The sequence below is a fragment of the Pseudomonas sp. A214 genome (assembly GCF_900156295.1).
Classification (GTDB): Bacteria; Pseudomonadota; Gammaproteobacteria; order Pseudomonadales; family Pseudomonadaceae; genus Aquipseudomonas; species Aquipseudomonas rhizophila.
Genome location: NZ_LT707062.1, coordinates 3,035,428 through 3,061,788, shown reverse-complemented (window position 1 = coordinate 3,061,788; position 26,361 = coordinate 3,035,428). Strand labels below are relative to the sequence as shown.

The 26,361-nt window shown below is 61.7% G+C and carries 21 protein-coding genes and 2 riboswitches; of the genes, 12 read left to right on the top strand and 9 right to left on the bottom strand.

Annotated elements, in window-relative coordinates; all coding sequences use genetic code 11:
• Window positions 1-21: 21 nt before the first annotated feature.
• The 3 genes from BW979_RS13850 to cobW all read right to left on the bottom strand — a co-directional run bounded on the left by BW979_RS13850 (window position 22) and on the right by cobW (window position 6,047).
• Entirely contained in the window at window positions 22-1,023 is a 1,002-nt protein-coding gene (locus BW979_RS13850; protein WP_076384041.1) for an ATP-binding protein, read from the bottom strand.
• Between the two features lie 194 nt (window positions 1,024-1,217).
• Complete coding sequence (gene cobN, locus BW979_RS13845) at window positions 1,218-4,979, bottom strand: cobaltochelatase subunit CobN (protein ID WP_076384040.1); 3,762 nt, start codon at window positions 4,977-4,979, stop codon at window positions 1,218-1,220.
• Between the two features lie 3 nt (window positions 4,980-4,982).
• On the bottom strand, window positions 4,983-6,047 hold the full coding sequence (gene cobW, locus BW979_RS13840) for a cobalamin biosynthesis protein CobW (protein ID WP_047227829.1): 1,065 nt from the start codon (window positions 6,045-6,047) through the stop codon (window positions 4,983-4,985).
• A gap of 99 nt (window positions 6,048-6,146) precedes the next feature.
• Window positions 6,147-6,360, bottom strand: a riboswitch (cobalamin riboswitch).
• 200 nt (window positions 6,361-6,560) lie between these two features.
• Window positions 6,561-6,783, top strand: a riboswitch (cobalamin riboswitch).
• A gap of 102 nt (window positions 6,784-6,885) precedes the next feature.
• Between cobW and BW979_RS13835 the strand changes: the two genes are divergently transcribed.
• From BW979_RS13835 to cobM, 4 genes are all read left to right on the top strand, one after another.
• Window positions 6,886-7,074: a CbtB domain-containing protein gene (locus BW979_RS13835; protein WP_047227828.1), complete on the top strand. Its 189-nt coding sequence runs from the start codon at window positions 6,886-6,888 to the stop codon at window positions 7,072-7,074.
• Window positions 7,075-7,085: 11 nt separating this feature from the next.
• Window positions 7,086-7,781: a CbtA family protein gene (locus tag BW979_RS13830; protein ID WP_076384039.1), complete on the top strand. Its 696-nt coding sequence runs from the start codon at window positions 7,086-7,088 to the stop codon at window positions 7,779-7,781.
• The gene (locus BW979_RS13825) at window positions 7,778-8,182 is read left to right on the top strand and encodes a cobalamin biosynthesis protein (RefSeq protein WP_076384038.1); all 405 of its coding nucleotides are present in this window, start codon (window positions 7,778-7,780) and stop codon (window positions 8,180-8,182) included. The genes BW979_RS13830 and BW979_RS13825 overlap by 4 nt, the downstream gene beginning before the upstream one ends.
• A gap of 75 nt (window positions 8,183-8,257) precedes the next feature.
• A complete protein-coding gene (cobM, locus tag BW979_RS13820; RefSeq protein ID WP_076384037.1) occupies window positions 8,258-9,004 on the top strand; it encodes a precorrin-4 C(11)-methyltransferase in 747 nt (248 codons plus the stop codon).
• Window positions 9,005-9,196: 192 nt separating this feature from the next.
• On the opposite strand, the gene nfuA is transcribed toward cobM, so the two are convergent.
• Complete coding sequence (gene nfuA / locus BW979_RS13815) at window positions 9,197-9,781, bottom strand: Fe-S biogenesis protein NfuA (RefSeq protein ID WP_003182850.1); 585 nt, start codon at window positions 9,779-9,781, stop codon at window positions 9,197-9,199.
• Between the two features lie 94 nt (window positions 9,782-9,875).
• Complete coding sequence (locus BW979_RS13810; protein ID WP_076384036.1) at window positions 9,876-12,167, bottom strand: fatty acid cis/trans isomerase; 2,292 nt, start codon at window positions 12,165-12,167, stop codon at window positions 9,876-9,878.
• 154 nt (window positions 12,168-12,321) lie between these two features.
• Between BW979_RS13810 and metH the strand changes: the two genes are divergently transcribed.
• From metH to BW979_RS13790, 4 genes are all read left to right on the top strand, one after another.
• Window positions 12,322-16,032, top strand: a complete 3,711-nt coding sequence (gene metH, locus BW979_RS13805; RefSeq protein WP_047227823.1) for a methionine synthase — start codon at window positions 12,322-12,324, stop codon at window positions 16,030-16,032.
• A 113-nt stretch (window positions 16,033-16,145) separates the two neighbouring features.
• The gene (locus BW979_RS13800) at window positions 16,146-16,364 is read left to right on the top strand and encodes a DUF2970 domain-containing protein (protein WP_047227822.1); all 219 of its coding nucleotides are present in this window, start codon (window positions 16,146-16,148) and stop codon (window positions 16,362-16,364) included.
• A 538-nt stretch (window positions 16,365-16,902) separates the two neighbouring features.
• A complete protein-coding gene (locus BW979_RS13795; protein ID WP_047227821.1) occupies window positions 16,903-18,561 on the top strand; it encodes a nitrite/sulfite reductase in 1,659 nt (552 codons plus the stop codon).
• On the top strand, window positions 18,545-19,039 hold the full coding sequence (locus BW979_RS13790; protein ID WP_076384035.1) for a DUF934 domain-containing protein: 495 nt from the start codon (window positions 18,545-18,547) through the stop codon (window positions 19,037-19,039). The genes BW979_RS13795 and BW979_RS13790 overlap by 17 nt, the downstream gene beginning before the upstream one ends.
• Window positions 19,040-19,240: 201 nt before the next feature.
• Here the strand turns inward: BW979_RS13790 and sohB are convergent, their stop codons facing one another.
• Window positions 19,241-20,272 (bottom strand): protease SohB, encoded by a 1,032-nt coding sequence (sohB, locus tag BW979_RS13785; protein ID WP_047227819.1) that lies wholly within the window; start codon window positions 20,270-20,272, stop codon window positions 19,241-19,243.
• 229 nt (window positions 20,273-20,501) lie between these two features.
• Here sohB and BW979_RS13780 point away from each other — a divergent pair, with 229 nt between their 5' ends.
• The 3 genes from BW979_RS13780 to BW979_RS13770 all read left to right on the top strand — a co-directional run bounded on the left by BW979_RS13780 (window position 20,502) and on the right by BW979_RS13770 (window position 22,719).
• Entirely contained in the window at window positions 20,502-21,212 is a 711-nt protein-coding gene (locus BW979_RS13780; RefSeq protein ID WP_047227818.1) for a histidine phosphatase family protein, read from the top strand.
• 51 nt (window positions 21,213-21,263) lie between these two features.
• The gene (locus tag BW979_RS13775) at window positions 21,264-21,581 is read left to right on the top strand and encodes an SCP2 sterol-binding domain-containing protein (protein WP_076384034.1); all 318 of its coding nucleotides are present in this window, start codon (window positions 21,264-21,266) and stop codon (window positions 21,579-21,581) included.
• A 274-nt stretch (window positions 21,582-21,855) separates the two neighbouring features.
• Complete coding sequence (locus BW979_RS13770; RefSeq protein WP_047227886.1) at window positions 21,856-22,719, top strand: LysR family transcriptional regulator; 864 nt, start codon at window positions 21,856-21,858, stop codon at window positions 22,717-22,719.
• A 64-nt stretch (window positions 22,720-22,783) separates the two neighbouring features.
• Here the strand turns inward: BW979_RS13770 and BW979_RS13765 are convergent, their stop codons facing one another.
• Window positions 22,784-23,020: a YdcH family protein gene (locus tag BW979_RS13765; protein WP_047227816.1), complete on the bottom strand. Its 237-nt coding sequence runs from the start codon at window positions 23,018-23,020 to the stop codon at window positions 22,784-22,786.
• A gap of 217 nt (window positions 23,021-23,237) precedes the next feature.
• Between BW979_RS13765 and BW979_RS13760 the strand changes: the two genes are divergently transcribed.
• Window positions 23,238-23,759 (top strand): DUF4142 domain-containing protein, encoded by a 522-nt coding sequence (locus tag BW979_RS13760; protein ID WP_076384033.1) that lies wholly within the window; start codon window positions 23,238-23,240, stop codon window positions 23,757-23,759.
• A 53-nt stretch (window positions 23,760-23,812) separates the two neighbouring features.
• Here the strand turns inward: BW979_RS13760 and BW979_RS13755 are convergent, their stop codons facing one another.
• Both BW979_RS13755 and BW979_RS13750 read right to left on the bottom strand, forming a co-directional pair.
• Window positions 23,813-24,094, bottom strand: a complete 282-nt coding sequence (locus tag BW979_RS13755) for a hypothetical protein (protein ID WP_076384032.1) — start codon at window positions 24,092-24,094, stop codon at window positions 23,813-23,815.
• 95 nt (window positions 24,095-24,189) lie between these two features.
• Window positions 24,190-26,301, bottom strand: coding sequence for a hybrid sensor histidine kinase/response regulator (locus BW979_RS13750; RefSeq protein ID WP_076384031.1), 2,112 nt, complete (start codon window positions 26,299-26,301; stop codon window positions 24,190-24,192).
• Between the last annotated feature and the right edge of the window lie 60 nt (window positions 26,302-26,361).

Here is a 26,361-nt window from a genome sequence, read left to right as displayed (position 1 = left end):
CGGGCGAACGGGGGCGAATGCCTAGGGCTTTTTTGGCCAGCTCGGCACGTCACGCCGAGTGCCGATGGGCAATGCCCGGGCCGGCAGGTCACCCCACTGGCCCTGGCCTTCGTCAGGCCTGGCGGTTTGATCGGCGGTGGCTGGCGGCGCCTGGGACGGCGCAGGGGCCGAAGGCTCGCGCCTGCGATGACGCAATGCAAACTCGGCGACCGCATCAATGTCCTCAACGGCAATGGCATCCGCCCCGCGCCACGCAGCATGGGCGCGGGCGGCCCGCAGCCAGACCAGGTCCGCGCGCAAGCCATCGACCCCAGCGGCAAAACAACGCTCGGTGATCTGCGCCAGCGCCTGGTCATCCAGAGGAATCTGCATCAACCGGTCGCGAGCCTGTTGGCAGCGTTCGCGTAACTGCTGCTGGGTCGGTTCCCACTCTGCGCAGAACGCCGCCGGATCGCTGTCGAAATCCAGCCGCCGACGAATAATCTGCCCGCGCTCAATCGGTGCGGTGTGGCCGTCCAGGGCCACGTTCAGGCCGAAACGGTCGAGCAACTGCGGACGCAATTCACCCTCTTCCGGGTTCATGGTACCGATCAATACAAAACGTGCCGGATGCCGGTGTGAGATGCCGTCACGCTCGATCAGGTTGGTGCCGCTGGCAGCCACGTCCAGCAACAGGTCCACCAGGTGGTCGGGCAGCAGGTTCACTTCATCGACATACAACACCCCGGCGTCGGCCTTGGCCAAAACGCCGGGAGAGAACTGCGCGCGCCCCTCCCCCAGGGCCGCGTCCAGATCCAGGGTACCCACCAGTCGCTCTTCAGTGGCGCCCAAAGGCAAGGTGACAAACTGGCCGCTGGCCAACAGGTCCGCCAGCCCCCGGGCCAGCGTGGACTTCGCCATGCCCCGTGGGCCTTCGATGAGCACACCGCCGATTTTCGGATCGATCGCAGCCAGGCACAGGGCAAGTTTCAGGTCATCGGCCCCGACCACGGCGCAGAGCGGGAAATGAGGGGTGTCGGTCATATCTAATTCTCAAAGGTGGTCGGTAACGTCAGTGTGAAAAGAGTACTTGTGGCGAGGGGATTTATCCCCGTTGGACTGCAAAGCAGGCCTCCCAATGTGGACAAGAGGGTCGCTTCGCAGCCCAGCGGGGATAAATCCCCTCACCACAGGTCAACCCATCACAGGGGTTGTGTATAGCCCGTCGAATGGGCAAGTCAGCTGTCTTCTTCTATATCCAACAACAAGTTCTCCAGCGCCTCACGATACTCCCCGGGCTCCTGCCACATTCCGCGCTGCTGCGCTTCGAGCATGCGCTCGGTCATGTCGCGCAAAGCATCGGGGTTGTGCTGGCGAACGAAATCGCGGGTATCGGGGTCGAGCAGATAAGCCTCGGCCAGCAAGGCGTACTGGTGATCGTCGATCAACTGCGTGGTGGCGTCGAAGGCGAACAGGTTGTCCACCGTCGCCGCCAGTTCAAACGCACCTTTATAGCCGTGGCGCTTGATCCCGTCGATCCACTTCGGATTAGCCGCCCGGGAACGAATGACGCGGTTGAGCTCTTCTTTCAACGTGCGGATCTTGGGCAAGTCCGGCTGGCTGTGATCGCCGTGGTAACTGGCCGCCGTTGCGCCGCCAAGGGTCTCCACCGCCGCCAGCATGCCGCCCTGGAATTGGTAGTAATCGTTGGAATCGAGCAGGTCGTGTTCGCGGTTGTCCTGGTTCTGCAACACCGCCTGCACCTGGCTAAGGCGCCGGGAGAACTGCTCCCGGGCGGCAGTGCCTTCATCGCCGGCGCCGTAGGCGTAGCCACCCCAATTCAGGTAGACCTGCGCCAGGTCTTCGCGGCTCTGCCACAGGCGGCCGTCGATGGCGCCCTGCACACCCGCGCCGTAGGCGCCGGGCTTGGCGCCGAAGATCCGCCACCCGGCCTGACGGGCCGCGACCTCAGGGTCAAGGCCCGATTCCAACAGGGCCTGGCGCTCGCTGCGCACCTTCGCCGCCAAGGGGTTCATGTCGTCCGGTTCGTCGAGGGCGGCGACGGCCTGCACCGCTGCATCGAACAGGCGGATCAGATTGGCAAAGGCGTCCCGGAAGAACCCGGAGACCCGCAGCGTGACATCGACCCGAGGCCGGTCCAGCAGACTCAACGGCAGGATCTCGAAATCGTCGACTCGCTGGCTGCCCGTGGCCCACACCGGACGCACGCCCATCAACGCCATGGCCTGGGCAATGTCGTCACCGCCGGTGCGCATGGTGGCGGTGCCCCACACCGAAAGCCCCAATTGACGCAGGTGATCACCGTGGTCCTGCAAGTGCCGCTCAAGGATCAGGGACGCCGACTGAAAACCGATGCGCCACGCGGTGGTAGTCGGCAGGTTGCGCACGTCCACCGAGAAGAAGTTGCGCCCGGTGGGCAGCACATCCAGGCGCCCGCGACTGGGCGCACCGCTGGGGCCGGCCGGCACGAAACGCCCGCTCAAGGCATCGAGCAAACCGCGCATTTCCGCCGGACCGCAAGCGTCCAGACGCGGAGCCACGACGCCGCGCAGGTTTTCAATAATGCTGTTCACCGTTTCCCAACCCGGCGCCTCAAGTTGCGCGACCACGCCCTCCAGGGCCTGCTCGATCAATTGCCCGGCGAACAATTCCAAACGTTCACGAGTATCGCCAGCGGTCCGCCAAGGTTCGTCGCTGAGCCGACCCAAGGCTTCGGGGCACGCGCCGGTCCAGGGTTCGGCCAGCACACAATCCAGCGGATCGAAACCCAGCGCAAAGGCCTTGGCCAGCGCCCGCAGCAAACTCGACTGCGCGCCCTTGCCATCCCCCCGGGGAATGCGCAGCAACGCCAGCAAGGTGTCGATGCGCAACCGTTGTGTGGGCGACTCGCCAAAAATGTGCAGGCCGTCGCGGATCTGCGACTCCTTCAGATCGCACAGGTAAGTGTCCAGGCGCGGCAGCCAGATTGCCACGTCAGCGTCGCCGTCCAGTTGCAACTCGCGGTCGATGTGGGTCTCGCGCACCAGATTCAGAATGTCTCGCTGCAGTTCCCGGGCGCGGCGTGGGTCGAGCAGTTGCGCTTCGTAGTATTCGTCAGCCAACAGCTCAAGGTTACGCAGCGGCCCATAGGTTTCGGCCCGGGTCAGCGGCGGCATCAAGTGATCGATAATCACGGCCTGGGTGCGACGCTTGGCCTGGGCGCCCTCGCCCGGGTCATTGACGATGAACGGATAGATGTTCGGCAACGGTCCCAGCAGCGCATCCGGCCAGCAGTTTTCCGACAGCCCGACGCCCTTGCCCGGCAACCATTCGAGATTGCCGTGCTTGCCGACATGAATCAGCGCGTGAACCCCGTAGGTGTTGCGCAGCCAGAAATAAAACGCCAGGTAGCCATGGGGCGGCACCAGGTCCGGGTCGTGGTACACGGCGCTCGGATCGACCTGATAGCCTCGAGCCGGCTGGATGCCGACGAACGTCAGGCCCAGGCGCACGCCAGCAATCATCAGCCGGCCATCGCGGAACATCGGGTCCTGTTCGGGCGCGCCCCAGCGCTCCAGCACCGCCTGGCGATTGGCCTCGGGCAATGCGTCGAACATGGCCCGGTAAGCATCCAGCGCCAGGCTCTGGTGACAGGGCCGTTGGTCAAGACTGTCCAGGTCGTTGCTTACCCCGCCGAGCAACTGCTGGATCAGCGCGGTGCCGCTCGCAGGCAGTTCAGCCGGCAGCGGATAGCCCTCGGCCTGCAAGGCCCGCAGGATATTCACTGCCGCCGCCGGGGTGTCCAGGCCGACGCCGTTACCGATGCGCCCATCCCGGGTCGGGTAGTTGGCGAGGATCAGCGCCACGCGCTTTTGCGAGTTAGGCAGGCACGCCAGGGTAGTCCAGCGCCACGCCAGCTCAGCGACAAAATCCATGCGCTCGGGCACGGCCCGGTAGCAGACCACATCGCTCTGGCTGCGCTCGCTGCGCCAGGCCAGGTCCTTGAAACTGATGGGGCGACTGATGATCCGCCCGTCCAGTTCTGGCAGGGCAATGTGCATCGCCAGGTCCCGCGGGCCCAGACCCTGCTCACTGGCGCGCCAGCCAGGCTCGTTGTCCTGGGCGCAGATCGCCTGGATCACTGGGATATTGCGGCGAAACGGTCGCAAGTGCGGCGCTTCGGGGCTCGATTGGGCGAAACCGGTGGTGTTGAGGATCACCCCCGCCGCCACCTCATCCAGCCAGTCTTCAACCAAGGCCAGGCAAGCAGGCTCCTTGAGGCTCGCCACGGCAATGGGCAAGGGATTGAGCCCCGCCGCTTGCAGACGCTGGCAAAACACGTCGATGAACGCCGTGTTCGCTGCTTGCAGGTGGGAGCGATAAAACAGCACCGCCGCCACCGGCTGCCCGGCCCGCCAGTCGCTTTGCCAATCACTCAGGCTGGCGTTGGTTCGTTCCGGATGGTAGATCGCCGTGCGCGGCAGGGTTTGCGGTTCGCCCCAAGGATAGTCGCGACCGAACCATTGGCTGGCCAGGTTATGGAACAGGTCCAGGGCATTGCCCAAACCGCCTTGGCGCAGGAACTGCCAGAGCCGATCCCGATCCTCATTGGGCACGTTGCTCAGGTCGCTGAGCTCCGGGTCGGGTCGATCGTCCCCCGGCACCAGGATCAGCTTCACCCCGCGCCCGGCCAGTTCCATAAGACGTTCAATGCCGTAGCGCCAATAACCGATACCGCCATGCAGGGAAAGCAGGATGACCTTGGCGTGACGCAACACGTCGTCGAAATACAGATCCACCGAGGCGTGGTTTTGCACCTGCATCGGGTTGGCGAGGCGAAACTGCGGATAGTCGTCCGGCAACTGCCGCGCCGCTTCGGCCAGCAGCGCCAGGCTGGAGTCGCCGCTGCACAGGATCACCAGCTCGGCGGGGGTTTGTCCGAGATCGGCAATGTTGTCGTCCGACACGAAACCGCCGGGCTGGGTCCTGAGCAGGTGCATGGCTTAGACGCTGAGGGCGGCGCGCAATTGCGCTTCGAGCAGCCCGGCATCCAGCGCCTGGCCGATCAGCACCAGACGGGTCACCCGCGCTTCATCGGCGCCCCACTGCCGGTCGAAATGTTTGTCGAAGCGCGTGCCCACGCCCTGGATCAGCAAACGCATCGGCTTGCCAGGAATGGCCGCGAACCCCTTGACCCGCAGCACGCCGTGCTGGACCACCAGTTGGGTCAGCGCGTCCAGCAGCAGGCTTTCGTCGGCCTGGGGCAGTTCGATGGAAATGGAGTCGAACGCGTCATGATCATGGTCGTCATCGTCGCCGTCATGGTGATGATCGTGATGGCTGTGGCGGCTGTCGATGTGCTCCTCGGAGCCGGCGCCCAGGCCGATCAACACTTCCAAAGGCAAGCGGCCGCTGCTGGCTTCGATGACCTTGACCGCCGGCGGCAGTTCTTCGGCCACTTCCAGGCGCACCTTGGCCAGGTCTTCAGGGCTGATCAGGTCGGCTTTGTTGAGGATCACTAGGTCGGCGCTCGCCAGTTGATCGGCGAACAGCTCGTGCAGCGGTGATTCGTGGTCCAGGTTGGGGTCAAGTTTGCGCTGGGCATCGACCTGGTCCGGAAACGCGGCGAACGTGCCGGCGGCCACGGCCGGGCTGTCGACCACGGTGATGACCGCATCGACGGTGCAGGCGCTGCGGATTTCCGGCCACTGGAAAGCCTGGACCAGCGGTTTGGGCAGGGCCAGGCCCGAGGTTTCGATAAGGATGTGATCGAGGTCACCGCGCCGCGCCACCAACTCGCGCATCACCGGGAAAAACTCTTCCTGCACGGTGCAGCACAGGCAACCGTTGGCCAGTTCATAGACGCGACCGTTGGCTTCTTCTTCGGTGCAGCCGATCGAGCACTGCTTGAGGATCTCGCCGTCGATACCCAGCTCGCCGAACTCATTGACGATCACGGCGATGCGGCGGCCCTGGGCGTTGTCGAGCATGTGCCGCAGCAAGGTGGTTTTACCCGAGCCGAGGAAGCCGGTGACGATGGTGACAGGGAGTTTGGCCAGTGTTTTCATCGGATGCCCTTTGGCAAGGTGGCGGGCAAACGGGACGACAACCCGCACGCATGGGCGCACGCGGAAGATTTCGCCACCGGATCACCCCGCCCGGTTGTAGTGAGAATCTGTGTCGAGGCAGGTCTCCTGGCTGACGGCGGGCCAGTCATTCGACTGGCAGTGACTGCGCCTTCCCGTGCACCCTTGGTCAAGAGCATGCACAGTGGCCTTGCAGAAACATCACCGTTCACAGTTGCGGGGGCAGCCGCGGCTTGGACCGCGTTCCCTTCTTAGCTTCGGCCAATGCCGAAGAACCTCGAAGGCGCAAGGCTACGCAGGGTGTGGGGGCGGGTCAATGTCCGCAGGTGAGTTCTGTGGTGTCTTGCGGGCCCTATCGCGAGCAGGCTCGCTCCCACAGTAAATCTCGCCGATCACAAAATTCATGTTCAACAAAGCTCAACTGTGGGAGCGAGCCTGCTCGCGATGGGCGCAACGGGTATCAGCCAATTGACGCCCCGCCCCCGCCCATGCTCTCCTGTGCGCCTAGTTACGGGTGCCCTTCACAGGGTGAAACGGGAAACCGGTGAATCGTGTGCTTTACTTCAAGGCCACGTCAGTCCGGTGCTGCCCCCGCAACGGTAAGCGAGAGAAGCGTCAGATCCACTGTGCCTCACGGCATGGGAAGGTGACGCTTGTCGGCCAGGCACAAGCCCTGCCCCTCGCGAGCCCGGAGACCGGCCCATGACTCATGCATCAACAAACCCGCGGTGGGCGGGCGCTGTTCGAACCTTGGCGGGCCTGCGCCCGGGGTTTCATTGCGCTCGCTTCACCCGATGACAAGAGACCATAGGGAAGCGCCATGTCGACCATCAGCAGCACCGCCCGTACCGCCAGCAGCTCCACGACCCTGAGCCAGCGCCTGAGCGCGGCGATTTTCGCCTCGATCCTCGGTGCAGGCCTGGTCTATTTCGCCGGTTTCTCCCACATCGAAGCGGTGCACAACGCGGCCCACGACACCCGCCACAGCGCCGCATTCCCGTGCCATTGAGACCTGACGACATGATCAAGCGTATCGCGCAAACCGCCGGTTTCAGCGGGTTGCTGGCCGCCCTGCTGCTGACCCTCCTCCAGAGTTTCTGGGTATCGCCGCTGATTCTGCAGGCCGAAACCTACGAAAGCGCACCGGCTACCGAGCACCATGAGCACGCCGCTGGGGCCGTTCACTCCCATGATGCCCAAGCGTGGGAGCCGGAAGACGGTTGGCAACGACTGCTCTCCACCACCGGCGGCAATCTGGTGGTCGCAGTGGGTTTCGCCCTGATGTTGGCGGGCTTGTACACGCTGCGGGCGCCGACTCGCACGTCCCAGGGATTGCTTTGGGGTTTGGCCGGTTATGCCACGTTTGTCCTGGCCCCCACCCTCGGCCTGCCACCGGAGCTGCCTGGTACGGCGGCGGCCGATCTGGCCCAACGGCAGATGTGGTGGATCGGCACGGCGGCCTCCACTGCGGTAGGTATCGCCCTGATTGTCTTCGGCAGGCATTGGTTGCTCAAACTGTTGGGCGTGGCGACCTTGCTGGTGCCCCATGTCATCGGTGCGCCGCAGCCTGAGGTCCACTCGATGCTGGCGCCCGAAGCACTTGAAAGCCAGTTCAAGCTCGCCTCGCAAGTGACCAACGTCGCGTTCTGGCTGGCCTTGGGCCTGGTCAGCGCATGGTTGTTCCTGCGTGGCGACCAGGCTCAGCACGACGCATGAGCACCGGGCCGATCCTGGTGGTCGGCCTGGGCTGTCAACGCGGCTGCCCGGCCAGCACGCTGCGAGAACTGCTTGATCAGACTTTGCGGGCACACGGCATCGAGCTCTCTGAGGTTCGCGCCTTGGCCAGTATCGACCTCAAGCGTGACGAGCCGGGCCTGCTGGAGCTGGCCGAGCAACTGGAGTTGCCGCTGACCTGTTTCAATGCCGAGCAATTGTCCAGCTACCAGCAGCGGCTCAGTCACCGCTCCGAGATCGCTTTTGAACGCACCGGTTGCTATGGCATCGCCGAAAGCGCTGCCCTGGCCCTGGCCGACCGGTTGGGCGCGACACCTGCGACGCTGTTGATTCCTCGCCAAAAGACCCCAAGCGCCACACTGGCATTGGCGGTGACGTCGTAAAACCCGATAATTCGCGCCCTGGATCATGAGCGATCTTCATTCAAAGGGTCGCCGACTCACCTTTAGGAACCGGTCATGACCGTATATTTCATTGGCGCCGGCCCTGGCGACCCGGAACTGATCACTGTCAAAGGTCAGCGACTGATCCGCAGCTGCGCGCTGATCATCTACGCCGGCTCCCTGGTGCCCACAGCCGTGCTGGAAGGCCACAGCGCCGAACAGGTGGTCAACAGCGCCGAACTGCATCTGGAGCAGATTATCGAGCTGATCAAGGCCGCTCACTTCAAGGGCCAGGACGTGGCCAGGGTGCACTCCGGCGACCCGAGCCTGTATGGCGCCATTGGCGAGCAGATTCGGTGCCTGCGGGAACTGGACATCCCGTTCGAGATCATCCCCGGCGTGACCGCGACCTCCGCCTGCGCCGCCCTGCTGGGCGCCGAACTGACTTTGCCGGACGTGTCCCAAAGCCTGATCCTCACCCGCTACGCAGACAAAACCGCGATGCCCGCCGGCGAAGAACTGGGCAGCCTGGCGCAGCACGGGGCGAGCATGGCGATTCACTTGGGCGTCAATCATCTGGAAAAAATCGTCAACGAACTGCTGCCCCACTACGGCGCGGATTGTCCGATCGCAGTGATTCACCGGGCGACATGGCCGGACCAGGATTGGGTGGTGGGTACGCTGGCTGACATTGCCAGAAAGGTCCAGGCCAAGGGCTTTCGACGCACGGCGCTGATCCTGGTGGGACGCGTGCTGGGTAATGATGTGTTCAGTGAGTCGTCGCTCTACCGCGCCGGGCACGCGCATCTCTACAGACCCTGAAAACACAACTTTGAGAGCGAGCTTGCTCCCACAGGAATTTGCGGCGATTAAAAAAATCGAACGTCACCGCCGCCCCAATGTGGGAGCGAGCCTGCTCGCGATAGCGGTGGATCAGCTTGCGCGGATGTCGGATCCACCCATAAAAAAACGGCGCTCACGGGCGCCGTTTTTTCTATCCGCAGCGAACACCTATCAGTAGTAGGCGTTTTCTTTCTGCGTGTGGTCGGTCACGTCGCGCACGCCCTTGAGCTCCGGGATACGCTCGAGCAAGGTGCGCTCGATGCCTTCCTTCAAGGTCACGTCGGCCTGGCCGCAGCCCTGGCAACCGCCGCCGAACTGGAGCACGGCGATGCCGTCTTCCACCACGTCGATCAGCGAAACCTGGCCGCCGTGGCTGGCCAGCCCAGGGTTGATTTCGGTTTGCAGGTAATAATTGATGCGCTCGTTGACCGGGCTGTCGGCATTGACCATCGGCACCTTGGCGTTCGGCGCCTTGATGGTCAACTGGCCGCCCATGCGGTCGGTGGCATAGTCGACCACCGCGTCGTCCAGGAACGCTTCGCTGAACGAGTCGATGTACGCGGTGAAGCTCTTGAGCCCCAGCGCGGTGTCTTCAGGTTTCTCTTCCCCCGGCTTGCAGTAGGCAATGCAGGTTTCAGCGTACTGGGTGCCGGGCTGGGTGATGAAGATGCGGATCCCGATACCTGGGGTGTTCTGCTTGGACAGCAGGTCGGCCAGGTAATCGTGGGCGGCATCGGTAATGGTAATGGCGGTCATGGAAACTCCTCGCAGGCTTGTCGGCAGTTTACGCCAATCATCGCGCCGGACAAAGTCCTAGTATTTTTGTCAGGAAAGCACTCGAATATCCTGGTCAGAGGTTCTGGTAGCGATTCATGTCCAGCACCCCACTTTCCAGCGGCTGCGTCTCCTGCAGGTAGTGGCTCAGGTCATGGAAGTACTGCCAGAACTGCGGGTGACTGCGCCGAATGCCCCAGCGCTCGACAATCCGCTCGAACGCCTGCCCGTCCCGGGCGCCCTCCATGGCGTCGACAAAGGCCGGCACTTGCTCGGCGGGGATGTTGAAGATGAAGTTCGGATAGCTGCTCAGCACACCCGGAAAGACCGTCAAGGTGTCCAGCCCCGGTTGGTATCGCAGCGCCTCGCCGAGCAAAAATGCCACGTTACTGTGAGCGCGGTTGCGCAGCAGGCTGTAGACCTCACGGCGACCGCTGACGGTTTCGACGCGCAACATGGTCGCTTCCGGCAACTGGTTGATGACGCTCAGGCCCGCCGCCGGTCGGGAAGACAGGCGACTGAGGGCCTGTTCGGCGTTCTGTAAGGGCGGATCAATGTTCGGACGCGAGCAATAGGCGCCATTACACCGGTTGATCGGATCGGGCCGCGCGTTCAAGTCGCCATAACGAACCAGCAATTGCTGGACGAAATCGCGCTTGGGATCATCTTCGTCAAGCTTGAGCGCGGTGGGTTTATCGTCGTCGATAGCCTCGTAATCGAGCCACATCTTGAATTTTCCGCCCGACTGATACCAATCGTTGAGGTAGTCCTCGCGGGAATCGGCTGGCATCAGGCGCAGGAAGTTCTGCTCCGCACCGTTGCGAATCAGGTCGAAATACAGTCGCGTCTGGGCCTGGTGGGACACGTTGCCGAACACGTCGAAGTTCACCGCCAACTGATAATAAGTGCGCTCCAGCAATGGAAAGTCGAACAGCCACATCGTCTGCGGCACCTCGCCAATCAGGCCCTTGGTGACCGAAGCACTGTCGAAATGCCGGAAAATGCTCAGCAAGGCATTGTCGTTGCCGGCCCACAGCGTCGACCAACTGGGCGCAGGCAGGTCGGCGTAGTTGTCGCGACGCAAGGCTTCGTACTCGTTGCGCTTGTCCCGGTAGTCCAGCCACAGGCTCAGGACGCTGCCCACGTCGTCATTCTGCCCCGGCATCGCCAGCAACGGTGTGGCCTGGCCGCGGTAATTGGGGTCGGTGATGTACAGATCATGTTCCGGGGCCTGGAACAACGCCCAGAAGTTGTCGCGAATCACGTCCGTGGCGATCTGGCCCCGGCAAACCGGGCCGCGGATAAATGTGCGCACGAAATACTCGGCGTTATCGAGCATGAACTGATAGCGGGCCTGGGCCGGGATCGCCTCGAAGGTGGAAAACGGGTTGGCCCGGCGCTCCGGGCCGTACCCTGGCAACGCAGTGACCTGCCATCTGCCGCTGTAGAACAGGCTCTTGATCCGCGCCATTTTCGCCGCGCTCAACCCGTAGGTGATGTGGGTCTTGTGCACGATCACCCCTTGTACCGGCCAGAGCCGGTAATACACACGGGTGCCAGGGTCATCGTTCGGGCGGCGGGTGTTGATCAGATCGATTGGCTGGCCGGTAGGCGTGCGCGAACGTACCCACTGGAAGAAATGCCCCGGCTCGCCATCCTTGAAATAGATGTGCGCCAGAAACCAATGCTCGAACAACCACCGGCCCACCAGGCTTTCCCGGGCGCCGGGGGCGTTGAGCAGGTTTTCCCACTGCACCACCTGCAAAGCTTCGGCGGCGCTCGGCGCCAGCGCTTGCTGATCGATGGGTGCACCCGCGGCCAGCCAGCGCTGCAAGGTCTGATATTGCTGGTCGGTCAGGCCAGTGACCGCCAGAGGCATGCCTTCCTTGGGATGCGCGGCGGCGTACTCGTCGAATTGCCCCGGCATCGGGCAGCTGTTGTCACGCTCAAGCCCAAGCACGATGTCCTGGGGCAACTTGGCGTTGGGCTGCAACGGTGTGTTGTGGCCCAGTTCGAGCATCTGCGCCATCAGCGCGGCCTGACTGCCTTGAGCGTCCAGCACGGAATAGAAGCCTTTGCGCTGCCAGGCCCGCTGGCCGGAGGCGTCATAGAACAAACGGGTGGGTTCGGCAGCCTGGCGTCGTTCACCGTCATAGACCGGCAGCTTGCTCGCGCCCCGGGACACGCCTTCGCCACTGCCCAGGTTCAATTGGCACGCAGAGTCATAGCAGGCGTGGCAGGCGACGCATTTTTCCGTGAAGATCGGCTGGATATCGCGAGTGTAGGAAATCGCCGGGGCGGGATCCTTTGCCACTGAGTGAAAAGACAACAGCAGCAACAGACTGCCGAATAAGACGCGGTACGGCATGTCTCGGGTCCCTAAGAGATAATCCGGCGATTCTACCGGGCCGCCATCGCGATGCAAACATGAGCAGGATTCATGCAAAAGCCACCCATGATCAAATCCTGTACAGGTTTGCTATCATCCCCGCCTTCGTAATGGTCTTTTTCCAGGTAGTCCTATGTCCGATCGCAGCGCTCGCCTTTATCTTCTCCAGCAGGCCCTCAAGGAACGCATTCTGATCCTCGACGGCGGCATGGGTACGATGATCCAGAGCTACAAGCTTGAGGAACAGGACTATCGTGGCAAGCGTTTCGCCGACTGGCCGAGCGACGTCAAGGGCAACAATGATTTGTTGGTCCTGAGCCGTCCGGATGTGATCGGCGCCATCGAAAAAGCCTACCTGGATGCCGGTGCAGACATTCTGGAAACCAACACCTTCAACGCCACCCAGGTGTCCCAGGCCGACTACGGCATGCAGGGCCTGGCCTACGAGCTGAACCTGGAAGGCGCGCGCCTGGCCCGCAAGGTCGCCGACGCCAAGACCCTTGAAACACCGGACAAGCCGCGCTTCGTAGCCGGCGTGCTGGGCCCGACCAGCCGCACCTGCTCGCTGTCGCCAGACGTGAACAACCCCGGCTACCGCAACGTGACCTTCGACGAGCTGGTGGAGAATTACACCGAGGCCACCAAGGGCCTGATCGAAGGCGGCGCCGACCTGATCCTCATCGAAACCATTTTCGACACGCTCAATGCCAAGGCAGCGATTTTCGCCGTGCAAGGGGTGTATGAGGAATTAGGCGTCGAACTGCCGATCATGATCTCCGGCACCATCACCGACGCGTCCGGCCGCACCCTGTCCGGCCAGACCACCGAAGCCTTCTGGAACTCCGTCGCCCACGCCAAGCCGATCTCCGTTGGGTTGAACTGCGCCCTCGGTGCCAGCGAACTGCGCCCGTACCTCGAAGAACTGTCGAACAAGGCCAGCACCCACGTATCGGCGCACCCGAACGCCGGTCTGCCCAATGAATTCGGTGAATACGACGAACTGCCGGTGGACACCGCCAAAGTCATCGAAGAGTTTGCCCAAAGCGGCTTCCTGAACATCGTCGGCGGCTGCTGTGGCACCACCCCGGCGCACATCGAAGCCATCGCCAAGGCCGTGGCCGGCTACGCACCGCGCCAGATTCCGGAGATCCCGCGGGCTTGCCGCCTGTCGGGCCTGGAACCGTTCACCATCGATCGCAGCTCCTTGTTCGTCAACGTCGGCGAGCGGACCAACATCACCGGCTCTGCCAAGTTCGCCCGCCTTATCCGCGAAGACAACTACACCGAAGCCCTGGAAGTGGCCCTGCAGCAGGTCGAGGCCGGCGCGCAGGTGATCGACATCAACATGGACGAGGGCATGCTCGATTCGAAGAAGGCCATGGTGACCTTCCTCAATCTGATTGCCGGCGAACCGGACATCTCCCGCGTGCCGATCATGATCGACTCCTCCAAGTGGGAAGTGATCGAAGCGGGCCTCAAGTGCATCCAGGGCAAGGGCATCGTCAACTCCATCAGCATGAAGGAAGGCGTCGAGCAGTTCATCCATCACGCCAAGCTGTGCAAACGCTACGGCGCCGCCGTGGTGGTGATGGCCTTCGACGAAGCCGGCCAGGCCGATACCGAAGCGCGCAAGAAGGAAATCTGCAAGCGCTCCTACGACATCCTGGTCAATGAAGTCGGCTTCCCGCCGGAAGACATCATCTTCGACCCGAACATCTTCGCCGTCGCCACCGGTATCGAAGAGCACAACAACTATGCCGTGGATTTCATCAACGCCTGCGCCTACATCCGCGACGAACTGCCTTATGCGCTGACCTCGGGTGGCGTGTCCAACGTGTCCTTTTCGTTCCGGGGCAACAACCCGGTGCGCGAGGCGATTCATTCGGTGTTCCTGCTCTATGCAATCCGCTCGGGCCTGACCATGGGCATCGTCAACGCCGGCCAACTGGAGATCTACGACCAGATCCCGGTGGAACTGCGCGACGCGGTGGAAGACGTGATCCTCAACCGCACGCCTGAAGGCACCGACGCCCTGCTCGCCATCGCCGACAAGTACAAGGGCGACGGCAGCGTCAAGGAAGCGGAAACCGAAGAGTGGCGTGGCTGGGAAGTGAACAAGCGCCTGGAACACGCGCTGGTCAAGGGCATCACCACGCACATCGTCGAAGACACCGAGGAATCGCGGCTGTCGTTCGCCCGGCCGATCGAAGTCATCGAAGGCCCGTTGATGGCCGGCATGAATATCGTCGGCGACCTGTTCGGCGCCGGCAAAATGTTCCTGCCCCAAGTGGTGAAGTCCGCCCGGGTGATGAAGCAGGCCGTGGCCCACCTGATTCCATTCATCGAGGCGGAAAAAGGCGACAAGCCAGAAGCCAAGGGCAAGATTCTCATGGCCACGGTCAAGGGCGACGTCCACGACATCGGCAAGAATATCGTCGGCGTGGTGCTCGGTTGCAACGGCTATGACGTGGTCGACCTGGGCGTGATGGTGCCGGCAGAGAAGATCCTGCAGGTGGCCAAGGAGCAGAAGTGCGACATCATCGGGCTGTCCGGCCTGATCACTCCGTCCCTGGACGAGATGGTGCATGTGGCCCGCGAGATGCAGCGCCAGGATTTCCACCTGCCCCTGATGATCGGTGGCGCCACGACCTCCAAGGCCCACACGGCAGTGAAAATCGAACCCAAGTACAGCAACGACGCGGTGATCTACGTCACCGACGCCTCGCGCGCCGTGGGCGTGGCCACCCAGTTGCTGTCCAAGGAACTCAAGCCGGCATTCGTCGAGAAAACCCGCCTGGAGTACATCGACGTTCGCGAGCGCACCGCCAACCGCAGCGCCCGTACCGAACGCTTGAGCTACCCGGCCGCCGTGGCGAAAAAACCGCAGTTCGACTGGAGCAGCTACCAGCCGGTCAAGCCGACCTTTACCGGCGCCAAGGTGCTGGACAACATTGACCTCAACGTCCTGGCCGAATACATCGACTGGACACCGTTCTTCATTTCCTGGGACCTGGCCGGCAAGTACCCGCGCATCCTGACCGACGAAGTGGTCGGAGAAGCGGCTACTGCCCTGTACGCCGATGCCCGGGCGATGCTGCGCAAGCTCATCGACGAGAAACTCATCAGCGCCCGCGCCGTGTTCGGCTTCTGGCCGGCCAACCAGGTGCATGACGACGATCTGGAAGTCTATGGCGAGGATGGCAAGCCACTGGCCCGCCTGCATCACCTGCGCCAGCAGATCATCAAGACCGACGGCAAGCCGAACTTCTCCCTGGCCGACTTCGTCGCGCCCAAGGACAGCGGTGTGACCGACTACGTGGGCGGCTTCATCACCACCGCCGGCATCGGCGCCGAAGAAGTCGCCAAGGCCTACCAGGAAGCCGGCGACGACTACAACTCGATCATGGTCAAGGCCCTGGCCGACCGCTTGGCCGAGGCCTGCGCCGAATGGCTGCACCAGCAGGTGCGCAAGGAGCATTGGGGCTACGCCAAGGACGAAAGCCTGGACAACGACGCCCTGATCAAGGAGCAATACACCGGCATCCGCCCTGCCCCCGGTTACCCGGCCTGCCCGGATCACACCGAAAAGGCCACCTTGTTCCGCCTGCTCGACCCCGAGGCCAGCGAACTGAAAGCTGGACGCAGCGGCGTATTCCTCACCGAGCATTACGCCATGTTCCCGGCGGCAGCCGTCAGCGGCTGGTATTTCGCCCATCCCCAGGCGCAATACTTCGCCGTGGGCAAGATCGACAAGGATCAGGTCCAGAGCTATACCGCGCGCAAAGGCCAGGACTTGAGCGTGACTGAGCGCTGGTTGGCGCCGAATTTGGGTTACGACAACTAAGAGCCTTAAAGGATCGCAGGCTCCTACAGGGTTTTGTGTATTGCTGTAGGGGCTGCCGCAGGTTGCGATCTTTTGTCTATGCTTGTTCCAAACCCATGGCAGACGAGGGATTTATGGACGATCCGATCGACAACAAGCCGCCGACCCTGTGGCAGATGGTGCACAGTGTGCTGGCTGCCGCCTTCGGCGTGCAGAGCGGCAAGAACCGCGCCCGTGATTTCACCCACGGCAAGCCGAGTCACTTCGTGGTATTGGGCATCGCCTTCACGGTGATCTTCGCCCTGACACTGTTTGGCATCGTCAAGCTGGTGGTGCATCTGGCGGGGTTGTAAATCTGTCTACGACACACATCCCCCCCCTGTGGGAGCGAGCCTGCTCGCGATAGCGGTTTGTCAGTCACTTCATGATTGACTGAACCACCGCTATCGCGAGCAGGCTCGCTCCCACCGTTTTTTCACCACCGCTCTATTGGTGACTGACCCAGAACACCGCGGTGCCCACCACCAGGATAATCAGGAACAAAATGGCCCAGGCATCAACAGTACTGTCGCTTTTCCTTGCTTTGGTCGGATTGCTCATTGCATCGCCTCTTGTCGGTTTTGTAGGTGATTGCATAGGGACTCGACCACAGTTAAGACGATGATTGCCCGCACGACAAATGTGGGTTAGGCAATAATCAATCCCATTAGTCGATTTGGTTCTTTACATATACTCAAACATCACTTTTGCGCATAACTCAAAACAGGTATCTTGCACCGGCTCCTGTAGGAGTGCGCGGCCGTGCGCGCAGAATTGCCGAGGCAGAATCCGATTCCAGCGAGCCAACACGCAGCTGTTTCTGATCGGCCCAAGCCTGAGAACGAGACTTATATGTACGTATATGACGAGTACGATCAGCGGATCATCGAGGACCGCGTCAAGCAGTTCCGTGATCAGACCCGACGCTATCTGGCAGGCGAGCTGAGCGAAGAAGAATTCCGCCCTCTGCGTTTGCAGAATGGCCTGTATATCCAGCGCTTCGCCCCGATGCTGCGCGTAGCGGTGCCCTATGGCCAACTGACCTCGCGTCAGGTGCGCATGCTGGCCAAGATTGCCCGCGACTACGACAAAGGCTATGCCCACATCAGTACCCGCCAGAACGTCCAGTACAACTGGCCGGCCCTGGAAGATGTGCCCCAGATCCTGGCTGAACTGGCCACCGTGCAGATGCACGCGATCCAGACCAGCGGCAACTGCCTGCGCAACGTCACCACCGACCAGTTCGCCGGTGTCGCGGCCGATGAGTTGATCGACCCGCGCCCCTGGTGCGAGATCGTTCGCCAGTGGACCACTTTCCACCCGGAATTCGCCTACCTGCCGCGCAAGTTCAAGATCGCCATCAATGGCTCGACCTCGGACCGTGCGGCCATTGAAGTCCACGACATCGGCCTGGAGACGGTCTACAACGCCGCGGGCGAGCTGGGCTTCCGTGTGCTGGTGGGCGGCGGCCTGGGCCGTACGCCGGTGGTCGGCGCGTTCATCAACGAGTTCTTGCCATGGCAAGACCTGCTGAGCTACCTAGACGCCATCCTGCGGGTGTACAACCGCTACGGCCGTCGTGACAACAAGTACAAGGCGCGGATCAAGATCCTGGTCAAGGCCCTTACGCCAGAAGTGTTCGCCGAAAAGGTCGAGGCCGAAATGGCTCACCTGCGCGGCGGCCAGACCACCCTGACCGAAGCCGAAGTCCATCGCGTAGCCAAGCATTTCGTCGACCCGGACTATAAGGCCCTGAGCAACCAGGACGCCGAGCTGGCCGCGCTCGACAAAGAACATCCGGGCTTCGCCCGCTGGCGCACCCGCAACACCCTGGCCCACAAGAAGCCTGGCTACGTCGCGGTGACCCTGTCCCTGAAGCCGACCGGCGTCGCGCCGGGCGACATCACCGACAAGCAGCTGGACGCCGTGGCCGACCTGGCTGAGCGCTACAGCTTCGGTCAACTGCGCACCTCCCACGAACAGAACATCATCCTGGCGGACGTTGAACAGAGCCAGTTGTTCACCCTGTGGGGCGAGTTGCGCGAGCAAGGGTTCGCCACGCCGAACATCGGCCTGCTGACCGACATAATCTGCTGCCCGGGCGGCGATTTCTGCTCCCTGGCCAACGCCAAGTCGATCCCTATCGCCGAGTCGATCCAGCGTCGTTTCGACGACCTGGACTACCTGTTCGACATCGGCGAGCTGGACCTGAACATTTCCGGTTGCATGAACGCCTGTGGTCACCACCACGTCGGCCACATCGGCATCCTGGGCGTGGACAAGAAAGGCGAGGAGTTCTACCAGGTCTCCCTGGGCGGCAGCGGTAGCCGCGACGCCAGCCTGGGCAAGATCCTCGGCCCATCGTTTGCCCAGGACGACATGCCTGACGTGATCGAGAAGCTGATCGACGTTTACATCGAACAACGTACCGAAGACGAGCGTTTCATCGACACTTATCAACGTATCGGCATCGACCTCTTCAAGGAACGCGTCTATGCAGCGAATAATTAAGAACGACGAGGTTATCGACGAAACCTGGCACCTGCTGCCCAAGGACGCGACCCTCGATGGTATTTCCAACTGCGACGACCTGATCGTGCCCCTGGCCCTGTGGCGCGATCATGCTCACGCCCTCAAGGCCCGCGATGGCGGCCTGGGTGTGTGGCTGGACGCCGACGAAGAGGCGGAGGAAATCGGTGATGACGCCAATCAGTTCCAGGTCATCGCCCTGAACTTCCCGGCCTTCACCGACGGGCGCAGCTACTCCAACGCTCGCCTGCTGCGTGAGCGTTATGGCTTCAAGGGCGAATTGCGGGCGATTGGCGATGTGCTGCGCGACCAATTGTTCTACATGCGCCGTTGCGGTTTCGACGCCTTTGCCTTGCGCGCCGACAAGGACCCCTTTGAAGCCCTCGAAAGCCTCAAGGACTTCTCGGTGACCTACCAGGCTGCCACTGACGACCCGTTGCCGTTGTTTCGTCGTCGCTGAAACCTGATACAAAAAAGCCCTGATCCGGGTGTTCCGGTTCAGGGCTTTTTTATGGATGGATGATTGGTGCGGAACCTGATCTTCAGCCCACCCTGAACCCAATGTGGGAGCGAGCCTGCTCGCGATAGCGGCTCGCCTGAGCAGGTGATGCTGGATGTGCCACCGTCATCGCGAGCAGGCTCGCTCCCACAGGGTTAGCCGTTACCAGAACCGCTGCTGGGTCAGGCGGCTCCACCAACTGAGCAGCACCCGGTCCACCGAACCGCTGGCCGCCATGCCAATACGCTCCTGCAAACTTTTGCGCTCGGCGTAGTGTAAGTGGTACAGCTCGGCACTCTTGGCTCGTTCGGCAAGGTATTCATCGCTGGTTTTCAGCTCGTCCACCAGGCGCTTGTCCAGTGCTGCGACGCCCAGCCAGACTTCGCCAGTCGCCACTTCATCAATGGCCAGTTGCGGACGGTAGTTGGACACGAAGTTCTTGAACAACTCATGGGTGATGTCCAGGTCTTCCTGGAACTTCTCCCGACCCTTCTCGGTGTTTTCGCCGAACACCGTCAACGTGCGCTTGTATTCACCGGCCGTCAGCACTTCAAAATCGATGTCGTGCTTCTTCAGGAGACGGTTGACGTTTGGCAACTGGGCCACGACGCCGATGGAGCCAAGAATGGCAAAAGGCGCGCTGATGATCTTCTCGCCGATGCACGCCATCATGTAGCCGCCGCTGGCCGCGACCTTGTCGATGCACACCGTCAGCGGCACGCCGGCCTGACGGATCCGGGCCAGTTGCGAGGAGGCCAGGCCGTAGCTGTGGACCATGCCGCCACCGCTTTCCAGGCGCAACACCACTTCATCCTTCGGGGTCGCCAGGGTCAGTAACGCGGTGATTTCATGACGAAGGCTCTCGGTGGCCGAGGCTTTGATGTCACCGTCAAAATCCAGCACGAATACCCGAGGCTTGGCCGCCGGCTTGTCCTTGTGTTTCTTGGCGGCCTTTTCAGCCTTGCCTTCGGTCTTGCGCAGGGCCTTGAGCTGGTCTTTATCCAGCAGCGTCTGCTCCAGGCGCTCACGCAGTCCCTTGTAGAAGTCGTTGAGTTTGCTCACCTGCAACTGGCCGGCAGACTTGCGCCGGCCCTTGCTGCGCAGGGCAGCAAAACTGGCCAGCACCACCAGGATGGCGATCACCAGCGTCACGGTCTTGGCCAGGAAACTGGCGTATTCGATGAAAAACTCCACGATGGCTCCTAATAAATTCAAAACGCCGCTCAAGGGCGGGCACTCAACACGTTCAGCATACCCATGCGCCTGCGCCACGACCAGCCGTGAAACCTGTGGTTACCTTAACGGGAGCGCAGCTGGACAAGGCTGTAACAGGCATTTCAAACAAGCGTATGTTTTTTCATTGACAGCTCACCGCCATCCTCATAACCTCGCCAAACCTTCAACGTACCGGGATGACGCGGACGTGGGCAGTATCTATCTGATTCGACATGGCCAGGCCTCCTTTGGTGCGGACGACTACGATGTCCTTTCGCCAAACGGTGTACGCCAGGCACAAGTGCTGGGCAGCCATCTGGCCGAACTGGGTGTCGTGTTCGATCGCTGCCTCTCGGGCGACCTGCGTCGTCAGCAGGATACCGCCACCGGTGCGCTGGGCCAGATGTCCGCCGCGGGGCTGCCGGTTCCCGGGCTGGAGATCGATTCGGCGTTCAATGAGTTCGACGCCGACGCGGTGATCCGCGCCCTGTTGCCGGACATGCTGCCCCAGGAACCCGAAGCTCTGTACATCCTGCGCAATGCCGCACAGAACCGCGCCGAGTTCCAGCGCATCTTCGCGTTGATCATCGAGCGCTGGCTCAGCGGCCAGTACGACCCGCCCGAACTGGAAAGCTGGTTGGGTTTCGTCGAACGCGTGCAGACCGGCCTGCAGCGCATTCTGGAGCAAGCCGACAATTCCCAGAAAATCGCCGTGTTCACTTCCGGCGGGACCATCACCGCCCTGCTCCACCTGATCACCCAGATGCCTGCGCGGCAGGCCTTCGAACTGAACTGGCAAATCGTCAACACCTCGCTCAACCACCTGAAATTCAGGGGCCGCGAGGTGGCCCTGGCTTCCTTCAACAGTCATGCCCACCTGCAACTGCTGAAGGCCCCGGACCTCATCACCTTTCGCTGAGTCCGGATCACTGTAGACCCTTGCTGTATAACCCAAATAAGGATCGAAACCATGACCTCCGTAGCCGACGCCGTACAAGCCATGAAAGCCAAGTTCAACCCTGCCGCCGCTGCCGGCCTGGACCTGGTATTTGGTTTCAACATCACCGACGAAGACAAGCAATACGCCCTGATCGTCAAGGATGGCACCTGTGAGCTGCAAGAAGGCGAAAATGAGAACGCCAACTGCACGCTGATCATGGACAGCGAAACCCTCAAGGGCATCGTCAGCGGCGATACCGACGGCATGCAAGCGTTCATGGGCGGCAAGCTGCGCGTCGAAGGCGACATGATGCTGTCGATGAAGCTGTCCGAATTGTTCCCGGCCTGAGTCTGCTTGCCCTTTCTACGGGCGCCCTGGCTGCAAACGAATCCCGCCTCTGTGGCGGGATTTGTGTTTTTACTTGAGCATTTCCACTGGCCGGTCCATCGCTATCGCGAGCAGGCTCGCTCCCACAGGGGATCTGGAGCGACGCTCAATCCTCATCACCCGGAGCAATTGTGGGAGCGAGCCTGCTCGCGATAGCGCCGGTACATTCAGCAAAGGACCCTGCGGTAGTTCACAGGTGTCGTACAATCCCCGCTTTCCCCGTATCGGCCTGACCATGGACATCGACCTCGCCCGCACCTTTCTGGAAATCGTCCGCCACGGCAGCCTCGCCGCCGCGGCCGACAAGCTGCACGTCACCCAGACGGCTATCACGGCGCGAGTCCAGAAGCTTGAAAGCCAGCTTGGCTGCGTGCTGTTTGTGCGCAACCGTGCCGGCGCGCGCCTGACTGCCGACGGTGAAACGTTCGTGGTGTATGCCAATCAACTGGTGCAGACCTGGGAAGCGGCCCGCCGAGACCTGCCCTTGCCCGAAGGCTTTCGCAACGTTTTGCACCTCGGTGGCGAGGTCAGTCTATGCAACCCCTTGATGCTCGCCTGGGCCGAGGAACTGCGCCATAAAATCCCCGGCCATGCCCTGCGCATGGACATCCGCGATGGCGAAAAACTGCTGCAACAACTGGAACTGGGCCTGCTGGATGCCGCCGTGGTGTATCAGCCCGAATACTGGCCGAGGCTGCAAGTGGAACAGTTGCTGGAAGAGAAACTGATCCTGGTGCGCCTGGCGACCCGTCCAGAGCCCTACGTGTACATCGACTGGAGTGCCGACTTCCGTCGTCAGCACGACACTGCGCTGCCGGACAAGGCCAAGGCGGCTGTGACCTTCAACCTCGGCCCCCTGGCCCTGCAGTACATCCTGGAGAACGGCGGCAGCGGCTACTTCCGGACCCGAGTGGTGCAAAGCTACCTGGACAGCGGCATCCTGGAGCGGGTGCCCAAGGCGCCGGAATTCAACTACCCGACTTACCTCGTGTACTCCAGGGATCGGGATTCGGCGGCGTTGCAGCAAGCGTTCGAAGTGCTGCGCCAGATCGTCACGACCGGCAGCGACTGGTCCCAGCGCTGGGACCCGCTGACCTGACGAGTCTGCCGAAAAAAGCCCTCCTGCAAGCAGAGGGCTCCTCACCGACAGCCCGGCCCTAGGACTATCCCTGCAAGTACTGCGCGATCTCGTCCTTGACCTGCAAACGTTTCTCCTTGAGCGTCTTCAGGGCAACATCGGACAGTGCCGCGGAGGACGGTTTCTCGGCGTCGACCACTTCGGCATCTATTTGGGAATACTTGAGAAGTAACGAGTCGAGCCTGGGATTCTCGCTGCGCTTTTGCTGGATGTCGTCTTTTGTGCAGTTGAGATCCTGGCACAAATCGTGGATCACCGGCATGGAACACCTCCTTTGGTAGAACGATGGCTAACGCCTTCTACGGCGCTCGTCGACTATCAGAATGGCCTCGCCGACGGGGTTCTGTCGACCGCCAATCCGACCAGCGGTGACCGTTCGTCGTACCGCACCGCTTTGCAATCAAACCTTTGTCCGCCCGCCGCTCTCCATTGAACAGGACGACACAAGTCCCTTGTACAACCTGTGTGGAGACTTACCTATGGACGGATTCAACCTGCGTCAACTCGGCCTGGCAGTTGCCTTGAGCACCAGTATGGGAATGGCTTGGGCCGCGACTTCCAGCGACTTCGTCGACAACGCGGCGGCCGGTGGTATCGCGGAAATCGAAACCAGCAAACTGGCCCTGGAAAAAAGCAGTTCGGCGGACGTCAAGGAATTCGCCAACATGATGATTTCCGACCACACCAAAGCTAACGAGGAGTTGATCTCGCTGGCGAAAAAACACGATATCGAAGTGCCGGACGAAACCACGCTGGTGAAAAAGGCCAAGGCCAAGATTCTCGATATGCGCGAGGAATCGTTTGATGCGGCCTACGCCAACAACCAGGTGATGGCCCACGAAGAAACCATTGCCCTGTTCAAGAAAGAAGCCGAGACCGTCACTGACGACAAGAAGCCCGGCAACACCGAGCTGAAGGCGTTCGCGCAGAAAATGCTTCCAGACCTGGAAAAACATCTGCAGATGGCCAAGAAACTCCAGGCAGCCCATCCGAGCAAATAAAGCTTGAAACCTGAAAAAGCCCGACCATCGAGTCGGGCTTTTCCTGGGCTCTGCTAGCCGCCATCGGTGTCGATATCGGCATCAGTGCTCTCACCGGATTCCGGGCGGTCCGGGTCAGGCTTGAAGCCAGGGCTGAAGGTGTTGTCGTTGTCCTGGTGGTGATTCTTCTGATCGACTTCGCTGTCGGCGCTTTGGGCTTGGCCTGCCCCAGCCGGGCTGACTGGCTGGGTGCCAGCGGGCTCAGGGGAAACCTGAGGATCGATCGCCGGATCATTGCGCGGTGACGGGGCCTGCGTCTGGCCTTGTTGCTGGGTGTTTGCAGGATCTTGGTTCATAGGCACCTCATTCATGACAGGCCGGATTGATGACCGGTCATGGTCATTTGAAGGTGACATGGCCGCTTCGGTTCCATTTGTTTACGGTGCCGCGCTCAGCGCCCCAACACGGTTCCCACCATCCGGGTCAGCGCGTCCGAGCCGTAGGGTTTGCTCAGCAAATGAGTGTCGGGGCTCAACTGGTGGTTGCGGGAGATGATGTCCCGGGTGTGGCCCGAGGTAAACAGCACCGGTACCGGTGGTGACTGCACCTTAGCCCAAGCGGCCAGGTCGGAACTCTTGATCAGCCCGGGCATGACCACATCCGTGAAGATCAGGTCCACCACGACACCCTCCAGCAGCAGTTTCATGGCCTCGTCACCATTGGCGGCCGTGAGGGTCCGATAACCGGACTGTTCCAGCAGCTCCACCGACGCGCTGCGCACCTCTTCGTTATCCTCCACCACCAGAATCGTCTCTTGCCCACCGGTCAGAAGCGGGCTGTGAGGGGCCTCTTCACCTGTTTCAGGTTGCCGACTGCGGGGGAAATACATCTGCGCTCGCGTGCCCTCTCCCACGTCACTGGTAATCTCGATATGCCCGCCACTTTGCTTGACGAACCCGAACACCATGCTCAACCCAAGCCCGGTGCCCTGGCCGTCAGTCTTGGTGGTGAAAAACGGCTCGAACACATGGTCCAGGACATCGGGTGGCATGCCCGCGCCGCGGTCGATCACCGACAGGCGCACATAGTCACCGGCCGGAATGTCTTTACCGGCGCAGGACGATTCGTCGAGCACGATGTTTTCGCCGATCAGGCCGATGGTGCCCTCACCACACATGGCATCGCGGGCATTGATCGCCAGGTTCAGCAAAGCGTTTTCAAGCTGATTGCGATCGACGTGGATGCACCAGGGCTCGGCGGGCAAGGTCACTTCGATCTGGATGGTTTCGCCCAAGGCCCGCTGCAACAATTCGCCCAGACCGTCGAAGATTCGTCGTGGGTTGTAGACCGCCGGTGACAACGGTTGGCGGCGGGCAAACGCCAGCAATTGCGAGGACAGTTTGGCGCCCCGTTCCACCGCTTCGATGGAGGCACTGACCCGCCGCTGCACATTGGCGTTGTGCGGTTCGTGGCGAGCCAACAGGTGCAGGTTGCCGGCGATCACCTGCAGCAAGTTGTTGAAGTCATGAGCCACACCGCCGGTGAGTCCGCCAATGGCTTCGAGTTTCTGCGACTGGCGCAACTGCTCTTCGGCCGTCAACCGCGCATGCACTTCCTCGGCGACACGCTGCTCCAGATCACGGGTGAACTTGAGCAGCGATGCTTCAGCCGCCTTGCGTTCGTTGATATCAATCAGCACACCGGGGAAACGCAACGGCCGGCCCAACGTATCGAATTCACATCGGCCGCTGGCCAGCACCCACAGGTAATCACCGCCGAGTCGACGCACCCGATACTCAGCGTTGTAGGGGGTTCCGGTACGCAAGGTCAGTTCGACCCGCCGGTTCACCTCCTCCAGGTCATCGGGGTGGATGTTCTGGCGGGCAATCTCGACAGGCAGTGCATCCAGAGGCGTGTCTGGCGGGTAATTGAACGTGCGGGAAAAACGCTCATCGCCGGAAAGTGTGTCGTTCTGGATATCCCAGACAAACGACCCCAGCAGTGGCCCGGCCGAGAGGGCCAACTGAATGCGCTCGTTGACGGCGCGGTAGCTGCGTTCGGCCTCCTGGCGGGCACGCTCGGTCAGCACAAGCTCGGTGGTTTCCACGACGATCGCCAAAACGCCGCCCGGAGACTGATCATCGTCGGGCACCGGGCTGTAATAAAGGTCCATCCAGACATCTTCAGGCTTGCCATTGCGTAGCAGTACCAGCTCTTTGCTGCGATAGGACAAGGTGCCACCGGCCAGGCAGACATCCAGTACGTGACGATTGAATTCGGCCACTTCCGGCCAGCCCAACTCTACCGCGCAGCCCAGCAGGTACGGATGGCGCCCGCCGGCGAACTCGGCATAAGCATCGTTGTAGATCATGAAGCCCTGACGGCCCCACAACATGACCATCGGCAAAGGCGACGCCAGCAGCACCTGGACTGCGCTGCGCAGACTGGCGGACCAGTGCTCGATGGCACCCAGTTCGGTCTGGCTCCAATCGAACGACCGGATACGCCCGGCCATTTCACCGCCCCAACCGGGGCATCCATGATTCTGGGATAAGAACTGCATGAGTCGATTCTGAACCTCGAAAATGCCAGCAGGGAATCGGCATACCACAAGTCCCTTGTG

What these genes read in the sequence shown, in the direction of transcription:
- BW979_RS13835 (WP_047227828.1), top strand. Translation starts at nt 6,886, where the DNA reads ATGTCGACCATCAGCAGCACCGCCCGTACCGCCAGCAGCTCCACGACC.
- BW979_RS13830 (WP_076384039.1), top strand. Translation starts at nt 7,086, where the DNA reads ATGATCAAGCGTATCGCGCAAACCGCCGGTTTCAGCGGGTTGCTGGCC.
- BW979_RS13850 (WP_076384041.1), bottom strand. Translation starts at nt 1,023, where the DNA reads ATGACCGACACCCCTCATTTCCCGCTCTGCGCCGTGGTCGGGGCCGAT.
- BW979_RS13760 (WP_076384033.1), top strand. Translation starts at nt 23,238, where the DNA reads ATGGACGGATTCAACCTGCGTCAACTCGGCCTGGCAGTTGCCTTGAGC.
- BW979_RS13825 (WP_076384038.1), top strand. Translation starts at nt 7,778, where the DNA reads ATGAGCACCGGGCCGATCCTGGTGGTCGGCCTGGGCTGTCAACGCGGC.
- BW979_RS13755 (WP_076384032.1), bottom strand. Translation starts at nt 24,094, where the DNA reads ATGAACCAAGATCCTGCAAACACCCAGCAACAAGGCCAGACGCAGGCC.
- BW979_RS13775 (WP_076384034.1), top strand. Translation starts at nt 21,264, where the DNA reads ATGACCTCCGTAGCCGACGCCGTACAAGCCATGAAAGCCAAGTTCAAC.
- cobN (WP_076384040.1), bottom strand. Translation starts at nt 4,979, where the DNA reads ATGCACCTGCTCAGGACCCAGCCCGGCGGTTTCGTGTCGGACGACAAC.
- cobM (WP_076384037.1), top strand. Translation starts at nt 8,258, where the DNA reads ATGACCGTATATTTCATTGGCGCCGGCCCTGGCGACCCGGAACTGATC.
- BW979_RS13795 (WP_047227821.1), top strand. Translation starts at nt 16,903, where the DNA reads ATGTACGTATATGACGAGTACGATCAGCGGATCATCGAGGACCGCGTC.
- nfuA (WP_003182850.1), bottom strand. Translation starts at nt 9,781, where the DNA reads ATGACCGCCATTACCATTACCGATGCCGCCCACGATTACCTGGCCGAC.
- cobW (WP_047227829.1), bottom strand. Translation starts at nt 6,047, where the DNA reads ATGAAAACACTGGCCAAACTCCCTGTCACCATCGTCACCGGCTTCCTC.
- BW979_RS13750 (WP_076384031.1), bottom strand. Translation starts at nt 26,301, where the DNA reads ATGCAGTTCTTATCCCAGAATCATGGATGCCCCGGTTGGGGCGGTGAA.
- metH (WP_047227823.1), top strand. Translation starts at nt 12,322, where the DNA reads ATGTCCGATCGCAGCGCTCGCCTTTATCTTCTCCAGCAGGCCCTCAAG.
- BW979_RS13800 (WP_047227822.1), top strand. Translation starts at nt 16,146, where the DNA reads ATGGACGATCCGATCGACAACAAGCCGCCGACCCTGTGGCAGATGGTG.
- BW979_RS13810 (WP_076384036.1), bottom strand. Translation starts at nt 12,167, where the DNA reads ATGCCGTACCGCGTCTTATTCGGCAGTCTGTTGCTGCTGTTGTCTTTT.
- BW979_RS13790 (WP_076384035.1), top strand. Translation starts at nt 18,545, where the DNA reads ATGCAGCGAATAATTAAGAACGACGAGGTTATCGACGAAACCTGGCAC.
- BW979_RS13765 (WP_047227816.1), bottom strand. Translation starts at nt 23,020, where the DNA reads ATGCCGGTGATCCACGATTTGTGCCAGGATCTCAACTGCACAAAAGAC.
- BW979_RS13770 (WP_047227886.1), top strand. Translation starts at nt 21,856, where the DNA reads ATGGACATCGACCTCGCCCGCACCTTTCTGGAAATCGTCCGCCACGGC.